The following is a 19,760-nucleotide window of genomic DNA, read 5'->3' on the forward strand; positions in this document are numbered from 1 at the left end:
TTTTCCGAACACTCTCACAAGCAGACTTAACTTTTATGAAAAACGACGTCATATCTCCGGAATTCGATGAAAACGGCCGTCCGCTGCGCCGTATTCGCAGCTTCGTCCGTCGTCAGGGCCGCCTGACTAAAGGTCAGCAGCACGCGCTGGACACCATTTGGCCGGTGATGGGCGTTGAATTTAACGATGCGCCGCTCGATTTTGCCGCGCTGTTTGGCCGTGAAGCGCCCATCACGCTGGAGATTGGTTTTGGTATGGGCGCTTCGCTGGTGGCGATGGCGAAAGAGAAGCCGCAGCAGAATTTCCTCGGCATTGAAGTGCACTCTCCTGGCGTCGGCGCCTGTCTGGCGTCTGCTGAAGAAGAGGGCGTGCAAAATCTGCGCGTTATGTGCCACGATGCGGTAGAAGTGCTGCACGCGATGATCCCCGATAACTCCCTGAGCATGGTGCAGCTGTTTTTCCCTGACCCGTGGCACAAAGCGCGTCATAATAAGCGCCGGATCGTTCAGCCGCCTTTTGCCGAACTGGTGAAAAGTAAACTGAAGCTGGGCGGCGTTTTCCATATGGCGACCGACTGGGAGCCCTATGCCGAGCATATGCTGGAAGTGATGTCCTCGCTTGAAGGATATCGCAACCGGTCAGAAAGCAACGACTATGTGCCGCGCCCGGAATCGCGCCCGGTAACCAAATTTGAACAGCGTGGCCATCGTCTTGGCCACGGCGTATGGGACTTAATGTTCGAGAGGGTGAAATAATGGCAACGAATCGTAGCCGTCGTCTGCGTAAAAAAATGCATATCGACGAATTTCAGGAAGTGGGTTTTTCCGTCGCGTGGCGTTTCGCGGAAGGAACCAGCGAAGAGCAGATCGACCAGACCGTTAACGATCTGATTGATGAGGTGATTGAGCCTAATAAGCTGGCCTTTGACGGCAGCGGCTATCTCTCCTGGGAAGGCCTGATCTGCCTGCAGGAAATCGGTAAATGCACCGAGGAGCACCAGGCCATTGTGCGTAAATGGCTGGAAGACCGCGGGCTGGCCGATGTACGCACCAGCGAACTTTTTGATATCTGGTGGGACTAAGTTTGACAAGGGTCGGCAACTGCCGGCCCGTTTTGTCTGAAGGGAGTTAAATGATGCGCAAAACGCTGTTAGCTGTGGCGCTTTCCGTCACCGCTTTGTCCGCGCATGCGGACTACCAGTGTAGCGTCACGCCGCGTGACGATGTCATCCTCAGCCCGCAGCAGGTGCAGGTGAAAGGCGAAAATGGCGATCTGGTGATTAAGCCGGACGGCAGCCTGAGCTTTAACGGGAAAGCGTATTCTCTGAACGCCGCTCAGCGCGAACAGGCTCAGGACTATCAGGCCAGCCTGCGCAGCAGCCTGCCGTGGATTGATGAAGGCGCACGCTCGCGGGTAGAAAAAGGCCGCGCCGCGCTGGATAAAATTATTACCGAACAGGTAGGGGCCAGCAGCAGCATGCATAGCCGCCTGACCAAGCTTGATGCGCAGCTGAAAGCGCAAATGAGCCGCATAATTGAACATCGTAACGATGGCCTGACGTTCCACTATAAAGCTATCGATCAGGTGCGCGCCGACGGCCAGCAGCTGGTAAACCAGGCGATGGGCGGCATCCTGCAGGACAGCATCAACGAGATGGGCGCGAAGGCGGTTCTCAAAGGCGGCGGTAACCCGCTGCAGGGGATCCTCGGCAGCCTTGGCGGCCTGCAAACCGCCATTCAGGATGAATGGAAAAATCAGGAAGCCGATTTCCAGCAGTTTGGTAAGGATGTCTGCAGCCGCGTGGTTTCCCTTGAGGATAGCCGCAAAGCGCTGGTGGGGTCGTTAAAGTAAGCTTTATTCCGCTACCTGCGTCCGCAGGTAGCAAAATCAGATTTCATTTATCCTGCCTGCGCTGGCGAACTCCTTATGATGCCTGCTGTATTCATAAAAGGAATTTGCTGATGAAATATGCATGGAAAACACTCACCGTCCTGATGATCGCTTCCCCTTGTCACGTGCTGGCGGATGCCAACACGCCAACAGACGACGTGGTAAAACAGCAGTTTGCTGAACAGACTGGCGGGATTATGCGCTTGCAAAACGTGACGCTGAAGCAGCTCGACGCCAGGGGAAATCAGGCGACCTATATGCTGGAAGGCGATATGGCCGCCGCGGAAGATCTCTATATTCGCGTCGGCGTCGCGGGAGATTACTTTTTTTATGAGCGAGTCTGGACCAGGGGGCGGCCGGTAAAGTTCTCCGCCATGATGACCGCGGTAGGGACCAAAGACTCCGGCTGGCAGACCGAATTCTTTTCTCTGCAGATGGCGGCGAAGAGGGGCGGGAGAACCTTTAAGGAAATCGGAGGGGATGAAAGTAAAACCCTGATCGTCAATGACCACAAATTTATGGCGCAATTTGCCAAAATTGACGCCAGCTTTGCCGCCAGCAAAGCCACGATGAAGACGCTGCAAGGGCAACAGGATGTGCTGAAAACCGAGATCGCCGCGTTAGAGGAGCGGATTAACCGTTCATGGGGTACGGATGCGAACGGCAAGCCGCTCGATCGCAGCGACGTGCAGCAGGCGATGCTGGAAAAAATGTATGAAGTAGACCGGCAAAACGATCCGCTGAAGTTCGAGAATCATTACTACAAAACTCTCTATGAACCCGCACTGGCCGCCTGTCAGAAAAAAGCGGTTTGCGATGCTGCGCCGCTGCGCGCCGAGCGCGATGCCGTGCTGAATGAGCAGAAGCGTAACTATTATCGCCAGCATAAAGAGATGAGTGAAAATATCAAAGCGGAGATGGCCGCGCGCGATAAAAAGATAGCGCCGCTGCAGAAGCAAAAAGGCGAACTGAACGCGCAGCTGATGGCGCTGGAGATCCGCTACCGGGAGTTGGCTCGCGACGAAAAATACTGGCAGGAGGGGCTGGAGAAGATGCGCCGCAACGGGGTTCTAAAGTAGCCGGATCAGGTTCGGAATGGCCCGGCTGCGCCTGGCGCGTATGAGCTTGTCGGATGACAGAATATTTTGCTATTGAAGCTTTTGTCAGCCGGTCACGGCGCTAGCCGCCGCCCGGCAGAAGCGTTAGCTCAAGGTCTAACGCCCATTCTTCCTCAGGAATGCGTCCCCTCCTTTCCAGGGCAATAACGCTACATCAGCCCCAGCAGCTGCGGAATAAACAGCGAAATCTGCGGGATATAGACAATCATCATCAGCGCGATCAGCAGGGCGGCGTAGAACGGCAGCAGCGGTTTGATCAACTGCTGAATTTTGACGCCAGAAATAGAACAGCCAACGAACAGCGCGCTGCCAACCGGTGGGGTGAGCAGCCCGATACACAGATTGGCGACCATCATAATACCGAAGTGCACCGGATCCATCCCCAGGTCCTGCGCGATTGGCAGGAATATCGGCGTGAAAATCAGCACCGCTGGGGTCATATCCATAAAGATCCCGACGATTAACAGCACGATATTTATCAGCAGCAGAATCACCACCGGGTTTTCAGAAACGCCCATTAGCGCGTCGCTTATCATGTAGGGAATGTCGGCGTTGGTCATCGCCCACGACATGCCCACGGAAAAGCCAATCAGCAGCAGCACAATAGAGGTCATGACTACCGATTCCAGAATCAGTTTCGGCAGATCGCGCCACTTCACTTCCCGATATATCAGTACCGACAGAATAAAGGTGTAAACCACGGCGATGGCAGAGGCTTCCGTCGCGGTAAAAATGCCGCCAAGGATCCCGCCCATCACAATGATAACCAGCAGCAGGCTGGGCAGAGCATCGAAAAACGCTTTTGCCGCCTGGGCGCAGGTCGGACGTTCGGAAACCGGATAGCCGCGACGTTTAGCAATGACGGCACAGACCACCATAATAGCCAGGCCCATCAGGATGCCCGGCAAATAGCCGGCCATAAACAGCGAGGCCACCGAGACGCCGCCTGCGGTCAGGGAAAAGACGATCAGTACGTTTGACGGCGGAATAAGCAGACCCGTGATGCAGGATGAGACGTTCACCGCCGTAGAGAAGGCCGGATCGTAGCCTTTCTGCGTCTGTATGGGGTTGAGCGTGCCGCCGACCGCGGCGGCGGCGGCGACCGCTGAGCCTGAAATCGAACCGAACATCATATTGGCAAGCACGTTGACGTGGCCCAGAGAGCCCGGCACGCGTCCGACCATCACCTGGGCCAGATTGATTAAACGTATGGCAATCCCGCCGCTGTTCATCAGGGTTCCGGCAAAGATAAAGAATGGAATCGCCAGCAGCGCGAAGTTATCGAGGCCGTTTGCCAGGCGCTGAGAAACGGTAATCACTGCGATATCCTAGGGGAACATCAGCAGCATCGAACCGACGGTAGCGATGCCAATGGAGAAGGAGATAGGTACGCCAATAAAAACCAGAATAAAAAAAGAGCCAAATAGCATCAGTGCGATATAGCTGTCCATCAATTTTCCCCCGCTGCAGAGTGCTTCATGTTTTTCAGTCCGGTGCTGATAAAACACAACGCGTAGAACATCATAATGATCCCGGTTAGCGGCAGGATCAGATACACGTAGCCCATGGGGATTTGCATCGCCGCTGAGACCTGGGACGTCGATAGCGTTTTCTCAATCAGCTTCACGCCACCGGTCACAATTACTGAACCAGCAAAAATAAAGATCAGCAGATTAATGATGACGCTGAGAAGCGCCTGCCTGCGAGGAGGGAGCGTCATCGCCAGTAAATCGATAGCCAGATGACGCTGGGCGCCGACGGTATATGCCGCACCCAGCAGCCCGACCCAAATCATTAAAAAGCGCGCCAGTTCGTCGGTCAGGGTGCTTGGCTGGTTTAGCACGTAGCGGCTAAATACCTGCCAGACGACGCAGACCACCAGCGCAATCATAACGGCGACGGAGAATGCGGCGATCGTGCGGTCCACCGCCAGCTTTATGCGGTTAAGTATCATCTTTGAGTTCCCGGTGAATGGGGCCAGCGGCTGGCCCGCTAAGTGTTATTCAGCAGCAGCTTCAAATTTGGCCAGCAGAGCCGCCTGCTTCGGATCTTTTTTGAAGTCATCAAAGAGCGGTTGAACGGCGGCGCGGAACGGTGCTTTATCAACTTTGATAATTTCGCCGCCCATGGCTTTGGCCTGCGCGCGGGTGTCGGCGTCAATTTTGTCCCACAGTTTTTGCTGATAGGCCTCTGAGGCTTTCGCCGCCTCGTTCAGGATTTGCTGCTGCTCCGGCGTCAGCTTGTCCCAGGTTTTGCTGGAGATAACGAGGAAGTCCGGGATGGAGGCATGTTCATCTTCTGAGAAAACCTTAGCGATTTCGATATGGCGCGTTTGTACCCAGGAAGGTACGTTATTTTCCGCGCCGTCCACTACGCCCTGCTGCATCGCGGTATAGACTTCACCAAACGAAATTGGCGTTGGCGAACCGCCCATTAATTCGATCATTTTCAACGTTGTCGGACTGGCCTGGACGCGGATTTTCAGCCCTTTTAAATCTTCCGGTTTAGTAATGGGTTTTTTAGCATAAAAACTTCGGGTCCCGGCAACATAAGCGGAAAGGGCAAGGAATCCTTTATCTTTCGTGGACTCCATTATTTCTTTACCCACTTCACCGAAGACGACTTTATTGAAGTGATTCTGATCCTTGAACAGGAACGGTAAATTATATATCGCGTAGACGTTATCAAATGACTCCAGGTCGCTGGCGGAACCTTTCGTCATATCCAGTGCGCCGTTTTGTAATAACTCCATCGTTTCACGCGCGCTGCCCATCTGGCTACTGGGGTAAATGCGGATTTTCATATTGCCGTTGGAAAGTTGGTTAACCTCTTTCGCCATCTGCTCAAACGCCTGATGAACAACGTGGCTGCGTTCAAGGTTATGTGCCAGTTTTAACGTAACTTTTTCAGCTGCGCTGGCGCCCTCTGAGAGCAGGGCAAGCAAAGAAACACATACCAGAGAACGAGAAAACGAGAGTTTTTTCATGAGTCGGCTCCATGCACTTAGGTTAATTGGTCAATATCTAAAGAGTCATTCTTTGTTTCTGTATGACATATTATCCTGGTTGTCGTACACCTTTAAGCTGTCTGACTCACACTTTTTTCCAATGAGACGATGAAATGCGTATTTTTGTGCGTTAGGTTATATTTATTTTCTATAAATGAATGTGAATTAATTTTTATTAAGAATGCTGAACTGAGATTCTTCGGGAATTACGATATTAATATTTCGGGAAAAACGAATAATTAATTATCCCGCTATTTATATAACGGGATAATCAGGGAGAGGTTTATTCGCTGAGGAATAATTCGAGAAGGGAGTTCAAAAATAGCTTGCCGTGCTCGGTAATCTGCCAGCAGCCTTCATCTTCCGTCAGGTAGCCCTGAGCAATAGCGGCATCGATTTGCGGGCGGATCGTCCGCTCGTCGAGGCCGGTAAAGCGGCTGAATTCATCCCGTGGCGCCGCTTCGAGCAGGCGGAAACGGTTCATAAAGAACTCAAACGGTTTATCTGCGTTCTCAACATCATGCTGGCGCTCCAGGTAACGGCCTTCCATATAGCCGCGCGGGTGGCGGGTTTTCGCCGTCCGCAGAATGCGTCCGTCCGCAAACGTCACTTTACCGTGCGCGCCGCAGCCAATGCCCAGGTAGTCGCCAAAGCGCCAGTAGTTCAGATTATGCTGGCACTGATATCCCGGTTTTGCATAGGCGGAAGTTTCATATTGCCGGTAGCCCGCGGCGCTAAGCAGGCTATGCCCCTGCTCATAAATATCCCACAGCGCATCGTCGTCAGGCAGGACCGGCGGTCGCGAACCAAACAGGGTATTTGGTTCAATGGTCAACTGATACCAGGAGAGATGCGGCGGATTGAGCGCAATCGCCTGGCGCAGGTCGTCCAGCGCCTCTTCCAGAGACTGGTCCGGCAGACCATGCATTAAATCGAGGTTAAAGCTGCGTAGTCCCAGACCGCTTGCCAGGTTTGCCGCGCGTTTGGCTTCCTGTGGCCCATGAATGCGCCCCAGACGCTGCAGCTTTTGCTCGCTAAAGCTCTGTACGCCGATGGAGATGCGATTAATGCCGGCGCGCTGATACTCCACGAAGCGATCCGCTTCCACGGTGCCGGGGTTGGCTTCCATCGTGATTTCGGCTCCGGCCGCCAGCGGAAGAGCCGCGCGTACGCCATCGAGTAGGGTTTGCATCGCCGGGCCGGAGAGCAGGCTCGGCGTACCGCCGCCAATAAAAATCGTCCCGATTTCACGTCCCTGCGCATAGTGGGCGTCGGCGCGCAGATCGTTCAGCAGATGCTGGACATAGTCATCATGCGGCACTTCGCCCTTCAACGCATGCGAGTTGAAATCGCAGTACGGGCATTTCTGCACGCACCACGGGATGTGAATGTAGAGGCTCAGGGGCGGCAAATTAGCCATTACGTAAGGCTTCCAGTAACAGTTTCAGCGCTCGTCCGCGGTGGGAAATGGCGCTCTTCTCTTCACGGCTCAGCTCCGCTGCGGTTTTACCTTCCGTCGGAACAAAGAAAATCGGATCGTAACCAAAGCCGCCGCTGCCGGCGGCCTGGCGAGCGATGATGCCTGGCCAACTGCCGTGGCACACCAGCGGCGTGGGATCTTCCGCATGGCGCAGATAGACCAGCACGCAGTGGAACTGCGCCTGGCGCTTATCGTCCGGCACGTCGCGTAGCGCGTCGAGCAGTTTTTCCAGATTGCGCTGGTCGGTCGCATCTTCACCGGAATAGCGGGCAGAATAGATGCCAGGCGCGCCGCCTAACGCATCGACGGCCAGACCTGAGTCATCGGCGATAGCCGGAAGGCCGGTAATCTGCGCGGCGTGGCGCGCTTTAAGAATGGCGTTTTCGATAAACGTGAGGCCGGTTTCCTCTGCGGAATCCACGCCCAGTTCGGTTTGCGCCACGATATCGAGGCCAAAATCTGCCAGCAGCGAGGCCAGCTCGCGCACTTTACCGGGATTGCCGGTGGCGAGAACAACTTTTTGCATAAGAGATCCTGTCTATTCTGTCAGCGCAGCGACCCCGTCGGGGATCTGCTGCGGATGAATGATTTTTATCTGTTTGTGGCGACCCAGTTCGCCCTTCTCAATAAGCACCTGGCTTTTTGCTACGCGAAACTGTTTGGCGAGAAATTTTACCAGATGGGCGTTGGCCTGGCCGTCAACGGGTGGCGCGGTAATGGCGACTTTGAGTTCGTCGCCATGTAAACCAACGATGCTGTCGCGGCTGGCCTTAGGCTGAATATACAGCCTTAAGACCAGACCGTCAGCGCAGGCCTGGACAGCACTCATAGCGCCATCCACAGCCCTGGAAGCAGAACGTTACCGGTAGCCTGCAACAGTTCGGCGATACCCATATTGATCACGTACAGCAGCAGAACCAGCACCATCGGCGAGAAATCAATTCCGCCCATTGAGGGCAGCAGCCTGCGGATAGGGCGCAGCAGCGGGTCTGCCAGCTGCATCAGAACATATTCCACCGGGCTACGGCCCTGGCTTACCCAGCTCATGATCGCCATTAACAGAAGAACCCAGAAGATCAGCGAGCCGACGGTTTTGATAAGGATCAGCAGCGCGGAGATCCAGATAATCGGCTGGAAGGTGACGACCATAAACAGGACGATAGCTTTCACGACGCAGAGAATAAAGGCGACCAGCAGGGAGGCGCTGTCGAGCGGCCCCATCGCCGGGATAATGCGGCGCAGCGGCCCAACGACAGGCTGCGTAGCCTTGACCACGAACTGCGAAAACGGGTTATAAAAGTCGCAGCGCGCCCACTGCATCCAGACGCGTAACAACACGACCATTGTATAAAGCTCAATGACCGTTGAGAGCAGGAAAGTCAACGTCTTCATGGCGTTCCTCAGATTCCTTATTTTTTGCTGTAGTCGCGCGCGCCGAAAATTGCGGTTCCGATGCGCACCATAGTGCTTCCCGCCGCGATGGCGGCTTCCATATCATCCGACATTCCCAGCGACAACGTATCGACGGTAGGGTAGTGCGTTTTTAGCCGCGCAAATGCTACCGCCATTTGTTGGGCGACGGCAAACTGCCTTACATATTCTGACTCAGGCGCGGGGATGGCCATTAAACCGCGCAGCTGCAGATTCGGCAATTTAGCGATCTCTGCCGCCAGCGCGTCCAGCTCTGCAGGCGGAATACCCGACTTGCTCTGCTCATCGCTAATGTTGATTTGAATCAGCACGTTGAGCGGCGGCATGTCGGCAGGGCGCTGTTCACTGAGGCGAGCGGCGATTTTGAGTCGATCGACGGTATGACACCAGTCAAAATGTTCGGCCACGAGGCGGCTTTTGTTGGACTGCAGCGGACCAATAAAGTGCCACTGCAGCCCGCTTGCCCCGGTCTCCTGAAAGTAGCGGATTTTCTCCACCCCTTCCTGAACATAGTTTTCGCCAAACGCGACCTGGCCTGCGGCCATCGCTTCTTCGATAGCGCTCGCAGGTTTCGTTTTACTGACTGCAAGCAGCGTAACTTCTTCTGGAGCACGGCCGCAGCGTGCGGCAGCGGCTGAGATTTTGTCCCGGACCTGTGCCAGGTTATGCGCAATATCGTTCATATACCGAGGATGAGTTATGGAACTGGAAGAAATAGTGGCCCTTAGTGTAAAGCATAACGTCTCCGATCTACACCTGTGCAATGCTTCAGCGCCGCGCTGGCGTCGCCAGGGAAAGCTGGAGCCTGCGCCTTTTACCTCCCCTGATATCAGCAAAATACTCCATGACTGGCTCAACGCCGAGCAGCTCGCGCAGTGGCAGGCCAGCGGGCAGGTCGATTTCGCTTTAGCGCCGGCTGGCGGGCCACGCCTTCGCGCCAGCGCATTTGCCCACAGCCGCGGCCTGTCGCTGGCGCTGCGTCTGCTGGCGGAAACCTGCCCGCAGCTGGAGGCGCTCGGTGTACCAGCCGCCTTAAGCGAGCTGCTCAATGAGGAGAGCGGGCTTATCCTCGTCACGGGCGCCACCGGCAGCGGGAAATCAACTACCCTGGCGGCGATGGTGGGCTATCTTAATCAGCGCCTCAATGGTCATATCCTGACGCTGGAAGATCCGGTCGAATTTATTCACCACAGCGAGCGTTGCCTGATCCAGCAGCGGGAAATCGGCCGCCACTGCCCCTCCTTTGCCGCGGCGTTACGCGCTGCGCTGCGTCAGGATCCGGACGTCATTCTGTTAGGGGAACTGCGCGATAGCGAAACTATCCGCCTGGCACTTACGGCAGCGGAGACCGGACATCTGGTTATGGCGACGCTGCATACGCGCGGCGCGGCGCAGGCGGTTGAAAGGCTGGTGGATGTCTTTCCCGCCCAGGAGAAAGAGCAGGTTCGCAGCCAGCTGGCGGGAAGTTTGTGCGCGGTACTGGCACAAAAATTGTTTCCGGATGCTGCAGGCGGCAGAGTTGCGCTATACGAGCTTTTAGTTAATACCCCAGCAGTGGCGAATTTGATCCGGGAAGGAAAAACGCATCAGCTGCCCGGCGTGATGCAAACCGGGCAGCAATCTGGCATGCAAACATTTACGCAAAGCTTTCAGCAACGTACGGCAGCGGGTCTTTTATAGCTGCATTTTTTATATTCAGACATCTTACCAATGGCTTGTTATGATAATGTTTTATTAATGTTCGGTATTATTATTTTATATTACAAGGAACCATATGGAATTAAGCCGAATAATGTAGGCTATGAAAAACGAATTGACATAAACCTCCCATAACCAGGAAAAAAGTTTGATAATCTTTTGACTCTCTCAAGGTATTCGATTTATGCTGTTTACAGGGATAGGAAAATTCCCATGGAATATTGTTTCAAAGTGTAAATTTGGTTTTTATTTATAAATACACCGGCGATGGTATTCTTGTTAATTCATTTAACCGCTATGAAGGCGGGTATCAACTAAGGAGAGTTTTAAGTGATTAATTTTTCTGAGGATTCAGTTCTTTCTCATCAGGTTACCTTTATTACTCACCCCTCAATTCAAAGCAAGGCATTTGCAACCTGGCTGGCTGACAGGTTATCTGCTACAGTGATCCTGCAAAATATTAACAAACCCCTCGCGCAACGACTTGTGAAAGATTCTGTAATATTATTTGATATTGCGGTTTCAAATAAAAAGTTGAATAGCGTGTGGCGTGATATTATTCGCCTGCAGGTAGATAACCCCCGTTTATTGATTATCAACAGCGCACAAAAGTATGAGCTCTACGAAATGGCACAGTGGCCAGCGCTTTATGGCGTTTTCCGTCACGACGATGATGAATTGCGCTTAATTGAGGGCGTTAAAGCTGTGCTTAACGGCGAACAGACGGCTGAATTGAGCGTAATGCACCCGGCTATGTACGCAGCGGATCATCAATCGGCGCCTGTGGAAAGTTCGCCGCTGACCGAGCGCGAATGTGAAATCCTTAATGAACTTCGCTGCGGGGCGACCAATATGGATATTGCTCGCGCGCTGTTTATCAGCGAAAACACGGTGCGTACCCATCTGTACAACGTGTTCCGTAAGCTAAGCGTGAAGAACCGAACCCAGGCGGTCAGCTGGGCGAATGAGCATCTGCGTCACTAAAAACTGAATCAGGATGATGGCGCCTGTCGCTGCGATGTGGCGCCAGCATTCAGGATCAGAAGCCCTGCTCGAAGTAGCTTTCCAGAATAATGACAGCGGACGCTGAATCAATGCTGCCTTTATTGAGCGCACGGAATCCACCGTGTTCAAATAACCCGGCTCTGGCTTCCACCGTGCTCAGACGCTCATCGTGCAGGATTATCTGCACGCCGAAACGGCCATGGATTTTATTCGCGAAGTTGCGCGCGCGCGCGGTCAGAGGTTGCTCCGTACCGTCCATATTCAGCGGCAGGCCGACAACCACCTTTTCGGGCTGCCACTCTTTGAGCAGCTTCTCGATAATATTCCAGTCAGGTTTGCCGTCCTGCGCCTTCAATGCGGGCAGGGGGCGGGCAGTGCCGGTGATGCGCTGCCCTACGGCGACGCCGATGCTTTTGGTGCCAAAATCAAAGCCTAAAAACGTTCCGCTCATCAGGCATGCCCCGCTGCGGCCGGCATGGTGACGATATCGATGCCGATCAGCTTCGCAGCCTCGCGCCAGCGGTCGGCTATTGGCGTATTGAACAAAATGTTCCGATCCGCCGGCGCGGTGAGCCAGGCGTTATCCAGTATCTCTTGCTCCAGCTGACCTTTCTCCCAGGAGGCATATCCCAGCGCAACCAGCACGTTGTCCGGCTGTTTATCCGTGCCCAGCGTTTCGAGCACGTCTCGGGAGGTGGTGATCACCGTATTATCGGAAATACGAATGCTGGAAGAAAAGTCAGAGGGCGGCGAGTGCAGTATAAAACCCCGGTCCTCGGCCAGCGGGCCGCCAACCATCACCGGTTTATCCAGGCGGATCTCGGGATTGCGCGGCTCAGGCGTGATTTTTAACTTCTCCAGGATCCCTTCAACCTGCAGATTTTCCATCGGCTTATTGATGATGATGCCCATGGCGCCGTCATCGTTATACTCGCAGATATAGACTACGGAGCGACGGAACATCGGGTCCTGGAGAGCAGGCATGGCAATCAGAAAGTGATGCTGTAAATTCATTGTCAGAGGTTCTGTTCCTGGTTCAAAAAAGCAGCACCCAGTATGCGGGTAAAGCAAGAGAGTGTCGATTCACTTTATCTTGCAGGCGTCACGGCCATTGCCTGTCTGAGCCTGAAAGTGAATCTCTGAAGCGTGCTTCAGGCTACAGGCGCTGGCCCATAGCCTGAATGAGCGCGTTAATTATTGAGGCGCTTTTCGATGGCGTCCATCAGCATCCCGGTGATGGAAATCGGGAAGGCGGCTTCGATTTCACGTACGCAGGTTGGGCTGGTGACGTTAATTTCCGTCAGGCGATCGCCGATGATATCCAGGCCGACGAAGATTAAGCCTTTGGCCTTCAGCGTCGGGCCTACGCGGCGGGCGATGGCCCAGTCGCTTTCGGTCAGGGGGCGCGCTTCGCCACGGCCGCCAGCGGCGAGGTTGCCGCGAGTTTCGCCACCCTGCGGAATACGGGCCAGGCAGTAAGGAACCGGCTCGCCGTCCACGACCAGCACGCGCTTATCGCCGTCTTTAATGGCCGGCAGATAGTTCTGCGCCATGCAGTAGCGGCTGCCCAGCTCGGTCAGGGTCTCGGTAATCACGCCGAGGTTAGGGTCACCCTCTTTCACGCGGAAAATGGAGGTACCGCCCATGCCGTCCAGCGGCTTGAGGATGACATCGCCGTGCTTTTCCCAGAAGGCTTTCAGCTGAGCTTTATTGCGGGTGACCAGCGTTTCCGGCGTCAGCTCGGAGAACCAGGCGGTAAACAGCTTTTCGTTACAGTCGCGCAGGCTCTGCGGCTTATTGACGATAAGCGTGCCTTTCTCTTCGGCGCGTTCGAGGATGTAGGTCGCATAGATAAACTCGGTATCAAACGGCGGATCTTTACGCATCAGAATGACGTCCAGGTCCGCCAGAGGCAGATCCTGCTCGCCGTTGAACTCGTACCATTTGTCGTAGTTCTGCTCGACGCTCAGCTTGCGCGTACGGGCGCGGGCTTCACCGTTGATTAAGTACAGATCGTTCATCTCCATATAGTGGAGTTCATAGCCGCGACGCTGCCCTTCCAGCAACATAGCAAAGCTGGTGTCTTTCTTGATGTTGATGGTTGCGATGGGGTCCATCACGATGCCGAGCTTAATCATTGTTCTTCTCCGTTAACGCTTCAACCTAAGTCGCCAAAACGCACCTGCAGGGCGGTAATGGCAGTGAGCGCAGTTGTCTCTGTACGCAGAACGCGCGGTCCCAACAGGATATCAGTAAACTGGTAGCGAGCGGTCATCGCTATCTCTTCTGCCGAAAGCCCGCCTTCCGGACCGATCAGCAGTCGGACGCGTTCGACCGGCAGCGGCAGCGTATTGATGCTGGCGCTGGCGCGAGGGTGTAAATTGAGCTTCAGGCCCTCGTCCTGCTCCGCGCACCAGGCTTCGAGCTGCATTGCCGGGCGGATCTCCGGCACCACATTGCGGCCGCTTTGCTCGCAGGCGGCAATGGCGATTTTCTGCCACTGCTGAATCTTCTTGTGCAAACGTTCGGCGTCCAGTTTAACGCCACAGCGTTCGGAAAACAGTGGCGTTATGAGGCTTACGCCAAGTTCGATCGATTTCTGGATGGTGAATTCCATTTTTTCGCCGCGTGACATCACCTGGCCTAAATGGATATGCAGAGGGGATTCGCGGTTATCGATTTTGCCGCTCTGTACTTCAACCAGCACATGTTTCTTACCTGCCTCGACAATGACCGCCTCGAAGACCTGATTGCTGCCGTCAAAAAGCTCGATTGCCTGGCCTTTACCCATCCGTAAAACGCGACCGACATGGTTGGCCGCGTCGTCGGAGAGGGCTATCTGGCTACCCGTAGTGATGCGTTCCGGGTGATGGATGCGAGGGATGCGCATGCTTGATATTCCGTTCTTCGCGCAGATATTGTCTTCCCTCATTAAAGAGGGAAGCGTGAAGCTGCAAATTAACAATTGCCGCTAGTGTAGGTTAGCTCTTTTGCGCCTGGCAAGCCTGCAGGACGTAAGGATTATGGTTGCCCTGAACTTTTGCAATACGCGCGTCGCGTTCGCATTCCCAGCGTGTTACCGGGTACAGCTTATTCCAGGCGGTAAACAGCTGGGTTTGCTGGCGGGAAAGATTGAGCTGGTAGCGGTCGCGCATATAGAAGTAGGTGCGGGCAATCGCGCCCCGGGCGCGAGCCGGCGGCTCTGCAACTTTATCTTTAAAATCAACCTTCATCGCACACTGGCCGTACTGGCCTTCGCCACCGTTCCACTGGCTGTACATAAAGTTGGCGCGATCGCCGTTGACCTCGCCAACCGCCGGCTGCAGGTTATGCATGTCGCTTTCCATCTTGCGATAGACCGGGTCTTTGGCGCAGTTTTTCCGCCCGCCGTCCTGCCAGCATTGAAGCTGGTGACCAAACTGCCAGGCCGGAACCACGTGTTCCCACTCTACCCGGCTGGCGCGGTTCTCATTTTTACGCACTTTATAGCCGCATGATTCCAGATCGATAACGCCCTTTTTCCCCTGCCAGTTGATTTTACAGCCGCAGTAGAAATCGCCGGGGACGTCGGCGTTGACCTTGACGCCAGCGGCTTTGGCCTGAGAAAAACTGTTGATTCCCTCCGCAGCAAGCGGGGCACACGCCGCCGCGCTAAGAAACGCGGCAGCAAAAATATAAATACGGGACATCGTTAACTCCGTGTCAAAACGAGCCCGCAACGTAACGAATGTGATTGCCTGATGCAATCAGTCAGATCAGAAAATTTCCAGTTATTTCCGGAGATTACTTTTCCGCCACCAGCACGTCGCCGCAGCGCACGCAGCGATAGGTGGCCTCACCGCGCATCACGCGATTGTGGCGGCGAACGGTAAGCTGATGCTGCTGACACTGGCAGCGGTAGGGGAAGGTATTTTTACGGACAGAATCGAGTTCGAAACGATGAGTACGCAGCGCCGGTACGCCCAGTACGCTCTCCATCATCCATTTCCACTCTTTTCCGTGTGGCGCCACGCGGCCAAAGTGTTTCCATACCAGCAGATGGGCCAGCTCGTGCGGCACGACTTCGTCGATAAAAGCCTGCTGGTTTTCCAGCAGCAGCACCGGGTTAAGGCGAATTTCGTTTTTCTCCAGCCAGGCGGTACCGGCGGAGGTTCCCCGCTGCTGATAAACCAGCACCGGTTCAGGGTAATGTCGTCCCAGCTTGAGGTTCGCTTTGGCAAGATTTTCCCGCAGGCTGCGCATAACGGCCTGTTGAAGGGCAATGGGAATTCGGGGTGTTTTCATAGCGCCAGAGGATAGTGCGGCGGGATGAGGAGAGCAAGAAGAAGCTTCCTCCCGGAGGGGAGGAAGCGTGTATCGTACTAGTCGCGCGCGCCGATTTCGCGCAGTTTACGGCCTTTCATCAGATTACGTTCAATATGTTCCAGCGAAACGTTTTTGGTTTCCGGGATCAACCACAGAGTCAGGAAGATGAACAGGATGTTAAGGCCGCCATAGACCCAGAAGGTGTTGGCGCTGCCCAGCGAGTTCAGCATCGTCAGGAAGGTCGCGCCGACGATCATGTTGGCAATCCAGTTGGTCGCCGTTGAGCAGGTGATACCGAAATCACGCCCTTTCAGCGGCTGGATTTCGGAGCACAGCACCCAAATCAGCGGGCCGGCGCTCATCGCAAAACCCACGATGAACATCAGCAGCATCAGGACGGCAAAGTACTGCGCCGTGGCGGAGTGGATGCCGATATGCATCATGCTGCCCAGCACGCCCATGCCGAGCGCCATGACGATAAAGCCGAGGATCAGCGTCGGTTTACGGCCCCAGCGGTCAACCAGTCCGATGGCGATAAAGGTCGCCAGAACGTTGGTCAGACCGACGATGACGGTCCCCCACATCTGTTCGGTGGTGTTGGCATAGCCCGCCAGTTCAAAAATCTTCGGCGCGTAGTACATGATGACGTTCATACCGGTGAACTGTTGCATCACCTGCAGCAGGACGCCGAGGAACACCGCGCGGCGGAAGTTGCTGTTTTCTTTGAACAGCGACCAGCCGGACTGTTTTACCTTCAGGCTTTCGCGGATCTCATCCAGCTCGCGTTTCGCTTCAGCGCTGGTGTCGCGCAGGCGCAGCAGAACGCGTTCGGCATCGACAAAGCGGCGCTTAGCGGCAAACCAGCGCGGGCTGTCCGGCAGGAAAACTACACCAATCAGCAGCAGCACCGCCGGGATAATGATCACCCCGAGCATCCAGCGCCAGGCGCCGCTGTAGCTGAAAGCGGTATCCGAAAGATACGCCCCGAGAATACCAATGGTGATCATCAGCTGGTACATCGAAATCATGCTGCCGCGAATTTTTTCCGGCGCAATTTCCGACAAATATAGCGGGGCCGTGTAGGAAGCGACGCCAACGGCGAGGCCGAGCAGCACGCGGGAAATGAGCAGGACTTCCACATTCGGGGCGGCGGCGGAGAACAGGGAACCGGCAACGAACAGGATGGCGCCAATCATCAGGCTTTTTTTACGCCCGAGTTTGAAGGAGAGCCAGCCGCTGCCGACCGCGCCGACCGCGGCGCCGAACATCATGGAGCTTACTACCCATTCCTGCGTATGAGCGCTTATCTGGAACTCGTTGGCAATAAAGGGTAAGGCACCCGCAATAACACCAATATCCAGGCCAAATAGCAGGCCTGCCAGTGCGGCGAGGAAGCAGACAAAGAACGTCATCGTCTTGTTTGAACGCCCTTGTTTTTTGTTGTCAGGCATAACGCCCTCCGGTTGAGTTATTGATTCTGTCGAGGCATAGGGTAGGTAAATGCGTAGTAAAAAAATGTGATAATAATCACGCTGGTGTAATCGGTTACACTATCGTAAAGAAAGGTAATCACATTTAATTTATTTAAATCAGCATTTTAATAAAGTTTAGCTCAAGAAATTTAAAGCGCTAATCAGAGTTTGCTGAAATATTGTGTAACAAAGCCAAGGGTTATTACATTTTTCGCGCACGTCGAGGAAAAGGATGTTGCACATGGGATGTAATCGCTTCCATAGGAAGCTTTGCAAAGGGCTGGATGCAGAGGCTGCGGTTATACGGTTGAAAATAAAAAGGCCAGCGCGAGGCTGGCCTTAAGAGCGAGAAGAGCAGGGGCTTATTTCAGGCCGGCCGCTTCGCGTAGCTGAGCTGCTTTGTCGGTTTTTTCCCAAGGGAAATGTTCGCGACCAAAGTGACCGTAAGCCGCCGTCTCTTTGTAGATCGGGTGCAGCAGGTCAAGCATCTGGATCAGGCCATACGGACGCAGGTCGAAGAACTCACGAACCAGTAGCGTCAGCTGCTCGGACGGTACTTTTTCGGTACCGAAGGTTTCAACCATAATCGAGGTCGGCTCTGCGACGCCGATGGCGTAGGAAACCTGAATTTCGCAACGATCGGCCAGACCGGCGGCAACGATGTTTTTCGCCACATAGCGCGCCGCGTAGGCCGCAGAACGGTCGACTTTAGACGGATCTTTACCGGAGAACGCGCCGCCGCCGTGGCGAGCCATGCCGCCGTAGGTATCAACGATGATTTTACGCCCGGTCAGGCCGCAGTCACCCATCGGGCCGCCGATAACAAAACGGCCGGTTGGGTTGATAAAGAATTTGGTCGCGCTGTTCAGCCACTCGGTCGGCAGCACCGGTTTGATGATCTCTTCCATGACCGCTTCCTGCAGCGATTTCTGATCGATGCTTTCGGCGTGCTGTGTGGAGAGAACGACCGCATCAATACCGACAACTTTGCCGTCGTCGTACTGGAACGTCACCTGGCTTTTTGCGTCCGGGCGCAGCCACGGCAGGGTGCCGTTTTTGCGTACTTCAGCCTGACGCTGCACCAGACGGTGAGCGTAGGTGATCGGCGCAGGCATCAGCACATCGGTTTCGTTAGTCGCATAGCCAAACATCAGGCCCTGGTCGCCCGCGCCCTGTTCCAGCGGATCGGCGCGGTCAACGCCCTGGTTGATGTCCGGAGACTGTTTACCGATAGCGCTCAGCACCGCGCAGGAGTTGGCGTCAAAGCCCATATCGGAATGCACGTAGCCAATTTCACGGACCGTATTGCGGGTGATCTCTTCAATATCAACCCAGGCGCTGGTAGTGATTTCGCCACCCACCAGAACCATGCCGGTTTTGACGTAGGTTTCACATGCTACGCGCGCTTTTGGATCCTGTTCAAGGATCGCATCCAGCACGGCGTCGGAGATTTGGTCAGCAATTTTGTCGGGATGCCCTTCGGATACGGACTCTGACGTAAAGAGGTGTTTTGCCATGTTTTATTTCACCTGTGGACGATTCGGGTAGCTCATACTGTTGTGTAGAATGGCTTTGACGGATGACTCTACCAAAGCTTGCAGGTAGTGACACGAGCAGTCTGAGTGTTAATCAGTATAGATGGATTAACTTCTGGACGGCTATTTTAGGGCAGTTCTTGACCCCATTTCCAGCCTTTTTTGATATTCGTCGCATTTATAGAAAAAGGGCGGTGGCAATTTTTCCTGACAATGCCCGGCAACGCGCATATTTTTATTTTGCTTTTTACCCCGCTTATCGGTATAAAACGCCGCGCGCGGCTCATTAAAACAGCGCACGAGCACTCACCTCGTGACGCCACTTCCAGCCGGGTTAAGCAGTCTGTATTGACAGAGTCCCGCAGCGGCTTTTTTGCTGGCTGTCCGGATCCTATAGCTTTGGCTTGTCGCTGGCCCGTACCGGGGCAGTGTGGAGGTGATACCAGATAATGAACCCACGTTTTTCGCCTGACTCGTCGCGTCGTTCCGTCGCGCGTCACTATTCCTCAATCCGCATCTCTCTCATGCAAACCAGCCGATGTTCTACCCATCTCGGCGCTTCTCAGGATTCCAGGGCCGGCAGGCTACAGGAAAACTGAACAAGGGCGCTCTTGCGATAGCAAGGGTTTTCTCGTGGTTTCTCCGGACTGTCATACTCCGTTCGGGTACGTGTTTTACGATGATATGAATAAGAAACCGGTCGCTCAGCCGCAAGTCCAGCACTATCTACTGGGATTTCGGACTGTTTATGGGTTGTTATCGCTTCTTCGGATTGCGATAGTAGTCAACTGTTTTACACTTGTTACTAAAATTTGAGGT

Annotated in this window: 22 protein-coding genes and 1 pseudogene; 7 read left to right on the forward strand and 16 right to left on the reverse strand. The window is 54.5% G+C overall.

Features of this window, described 5'->3' with window-relative positions; genetic code table 11:
* Nucleotides 1–35 precede the first annotated feature (35 nt).
* The 4 genes from trmB (at nucleotide 36) to IAE27_RS22125 (ending at nucleotide 2,969) form a co-directional block, all read left to right on the forward strand.
* Entirely contained in the window at nucleotides 36–755 is a 720-nt protein-coding gene (gene trmB, locus IAE27_RS22110; RefSeq protein ID WP_004115399.1) for a tRNA (guanosine(46)-N7)-methyltransferase TrmB, read from the forward strand.
* A complete protein-coding gene (locus IAE27_RS22115) occupies nucleotides 755–1,081 on the forward strand; it encodes a YggL family protein (RefSeq protein WP_004105731.1) in 327 nt (108 codons plus the stop codon). Before trmB ends, IAE27_RS22115 begins: the two co-directional genes overlap by 1 nt.
* A gap of 50 nt (nucleotides 1,082–1,131) precedes the next feature.
* On the forward strand, nucleotides 1,132–1,851 hold the full coding sequence (locus tag IAE27_RS22120) for a DUF2884 domain-containing protein (protein WP_017145429.1): 720 nt from the start codon (nucleotides 1,132–1,134) through the stop codon (nucleotides 1,849–1,851).
* A gap of 110 nt (nucleotides 1,852–1,961) precedes the next feature.
* Nucleotides 1,962–2,969: a DUF1202 family protein gene (locus IAE27_RS22125; protein WP_049127719.1), complete on the forward strand. Its 1,008-nt coding sequence runs from the start codon at nucleotides 1,962–1,964 to the stop codon at nucleotides 2,967–2,969.
* A 188-nt stretch (nucleotides 2,970–3,157) separates the two neighbouring features.
* Here the strand turns inward: IAE27_RS22125 and IAE27_RS22130 are convergent.
* The 8 genes and pseudogenes from IAE27_RS22130 to IAE27_RS22165 form a co-directional block, all read right to left on the reverse strand.
* A pseudogene (locus tag IAE27_RS22130) lies at nucleotides 3,158–4,459 on the reverse strand (TRAP transporter large permease).
* The gene (locus tag IAE27_RS22135; RefSeq protein WP_142475509.1) at nucleotides 4,459–4,962 is read right to left on the reverse strand and encodes a TRAP transporter small permease; all 504 of its coding nucleotides are present in this window, start codon (nucleotides 4,960–4,962) and stop codon (nucleotides 4,459–4,461) included. Before IAE27_RS22135 ends, IAE27_RS22130 begins: the two are co-directional and overlap by 1 nt.
* Nucleotides 4,963–5,007: 45 nt before the next feature.
* Nucleotides 5,008–5,994, reverse strand: coding sequence for a TRAP transporter substrate-binding protein (locus tag IAE27_RS22140; protein WP_200092872.1), 987 nt, complete (start codon nucleotides 5,992–5,994; stop codon nucleotides 5,008–5,010).
* 304 nt (nucleotides 5,995–6,298) lie between these two features.
* On the reverse strand, nucleotides 6,299–7,435 hold the full coding sequence (hemW, locus tag IAE27_RS22145) for a radical SAM family heme chaperone HemW (RefSeq protein WP_004105720.1): 1,137 nt from the start codon (nucleotides 7,433–7,435) through the stop codon (nucleotides 6,299–6,301).
* Complete coding sequence (locus IAE27_RS22150) at nucleotides 7,428–8,021, reverse strand: XTP/dITP diphosphatase (RefSeq protein ID WP_004105717.1); 594 nt, start codon at nucleotides 8,019–8,021, stop codon at nucleotides 7,428–7,430. The genes hemW and IAE27_RS22150 overlap by 8 nt, the downstream gene beginning before the upstream one ends.
* 12 nt (nucleotides 8,022–8,033) lie before the next feature.
* Nucleotides 8,034–8,324: a DUF167 family protein YggU gene (gene yggU, locus IAE27_RS22155; RefSeq protein WP_004105716.1), complete on the reverse strand. Its 291-nt coding sequence runs from the start codon at nucleotides 8,322–8,324 to the stop codon at nucleotides 8,034–8,036.
* The gene (locus tag IAE27_RS22160) at nucleotides 8,321–8,887 is read right to left on the reverse strand and encodes a YggT family protein (protein ID WP_004105714.1); all 567 of its coding nucleotides are present in this window, start codon (nucleotides 8,885–8,887) and stop codon (nucleotides 8,321–8,323) included. Before IAE27_RS22160 ends, yggU begins: the two co-directional genes overlap by 4 nt.
* Before the next feature lie 17 nt (nucleotides 8,888–8,904).
* A complete protein-coding gene (locus IAE27_RS22165) occupies nucleotides 8,905–9,609 on the reverse strand; it encodes a YggS family pyridoxal phosphate-dependent enzyme (RefSeq protein ID WP_016807917.1) in 705 nt (234 codons plus the stop codon).
* A 16-nt stretch (nucleotides 9,610–9,625) separates the two neighbouring features.
* Here IAE27_RS22165 and IAE27_RS22170 point away from each other — a divergent pair, with 16 nt between their 5' ends.
* Both IAE27_RS22170 and IAE27_RS22175 read left to right on the forward strand, forming a co-directional pair.
* Complete coding sequence (locus tag IAE27_RS22170) at nucleotides 9,626–10,606, forward strand: type IV pilus twitching motility protein PilT (protein WP_004105710.1); 981 nt, start codon at nucleotides 9,626–9,628, stop codon at nucleotides 10,604–10,606.
* Between the two features lie 348 nt (nucleotides 10,607–10,954).
* Nucleotides 10,955–11,608, forward strand: a complete 654-nt coding sequence (locus IAE27_RS22175; protein ID WP_004105708.1) for a LuxR C-terminal-related transcriptional regulator — start codon at nucleotides 10,955–10,957, stop codon at nucleotides 11,606–11,608.
* 55 nt (nucleotides 11,609–11,663) lie between these two features.
* On the opposite strand, the gene ruvX is transcribed toward IAE27_RS22175, so the two are convergent.
* The 8 genes from ruvX to metK all read right to left on the reverse strand — a co-directional run bounded on the left by ruvX (nucleotide 11,664) and on the right by metK (nucleotide 18,923).
* The gene (gene ruvX / locus IAE27_RS22180) at nucleotides 11,664–12,080 is read right to left on the reverse strand and encodes a Holliday junction resolvase RuvX (protein ID WP_004105707.1); all 417 of its coding nucleotides are present in this window, start codon (nucleotides 12,078–12,080) and stop codon (nucleotides 11,664–11,666) included.
* Nucleotides 12,080–12,643 carry a YqgE/AlgH family protein gene (locus IAE27_RS22185; RefSeq protein WP_004105705.1) on the reverse strand — a complete coding sequence of 188 codons (564 nt, stop codon included), beginning with the start codon at nucleotides 12,641–12,643 and terminating at the stop codon, nucleotides 12,080–12,082. The genes ruvX and IAE27_RS22185 overlap by 1 nt, the downstream gene beginning before the upstream one ends.
* Nucleotides 12,644–12,819: 176 nt before the next feature.
* Nucleotides 12,820–13,767: a glutathione synthase gene (gene gshB, locus IAE27_RS22190; protein ID WP_016807916.1), complete on the reverse strand. Its 948-nt coding sequence runs from the start codon at nucleotides 13,765–13,767 to the stop codon at nucleotides 12,820–12,822.
* Between the two features lie 20 nt (nucleotides 13,768–13,787).
* Nucleotides 13,788–14,519 carry a 16S rRNA (uracil(1498)-N(3))-methyltransferase gene (gene rsmE, locus IAE27_RS22195; protein ID WP_004105702.1) on the reverse strand — a complete coding sequence of 244 codons (732 nt, stop codon included), beginning with the start codon at nucleotides 14,517–14,519 and terminating at the stop codon, nucleotides 13,788–13,790.
* A gap of 91 nt (nucleotides 14,520–14,610) precedes the next feature.
* Nucleotides 14,611–15,318, reverse strand: coding sequence for a deoxyribonuclease I (gene endA / locus IAE27_RS22200; protein ID WP_004115375.1), 708 nt, complete (start codon nucleotides 15,316–15,318; stop codon nucleotides 14,611–14,613).
* 94 nt (nucleotides 15,319–15,412) lie between these two features.
* Nucleotides 15,413–15,913, reverse strand: a complete 501-nt coding sequence (locus IAE27_RS22205; RefSeq protein ID WP_024274713.1) for a SprT family zinc-dependent metalloprotease — start codon at nucleotides 15,911–15,913, stop codon at nucleotides 15,413–15,415.
* Between the two features lie 77 nt (nucleotides 15,914–15,990).
* On the reverse strand, nucleotides 15,991–17,385 hold the full coding sequence (locus IAE27_RS22210) for a sugar porter family MFS transporter (RefSeq protein ID WP_004105696.1): 1,395 nt from the start codon (nucleotides 17,383–17,385) through the stop codon (nucleotides 15,991–15,993).
* Between the two features lie 383 nt (nucleotides 17,386–17,768).
* Nucleotides 17,769–18,923, reverse strand: coding sequence for a methionine adenosyltransferase (gene metK, locus IAE27_RS22215; RefSeq protein WP_004115371.1), 1,155 nt, complete (start codon nucleotides 18,921–18,923; stop codon nucleotides 17,769–17,771).
* Between the two features lie 702 nt (nucleotides 18,924–19,625).
* Between metK and yqgB the strand changes: the two genes are divergently transcribed.
* Nucleotides 19,626–19,757: an acid stress response protein YqgB gene (yqgB, locus tag IAE27_RS22225; protein WP_127472328.1), complete on the forward strand. Its 132-nt coding sequence runs from the start codon at nucleotides 19,626–19,628 to the stop codon at nucleotides 19,755–19,757.
* The last annotated feature ends 3 nt before the right edge of the window (nucleotides 19,758–19,760 follow it).

The sequence above is a fragment of the Klebsiella sp. S69 genome, from assembly GCF_016516145.1.
In the GTDB taxonomy this organism is placed as follows: Bacteria; Pseudomonadota; Gammaproteobacteria; order Enterobacterales; family Enterobacteriaceae; genus Klebsiella; species Klebsiella oxytoca.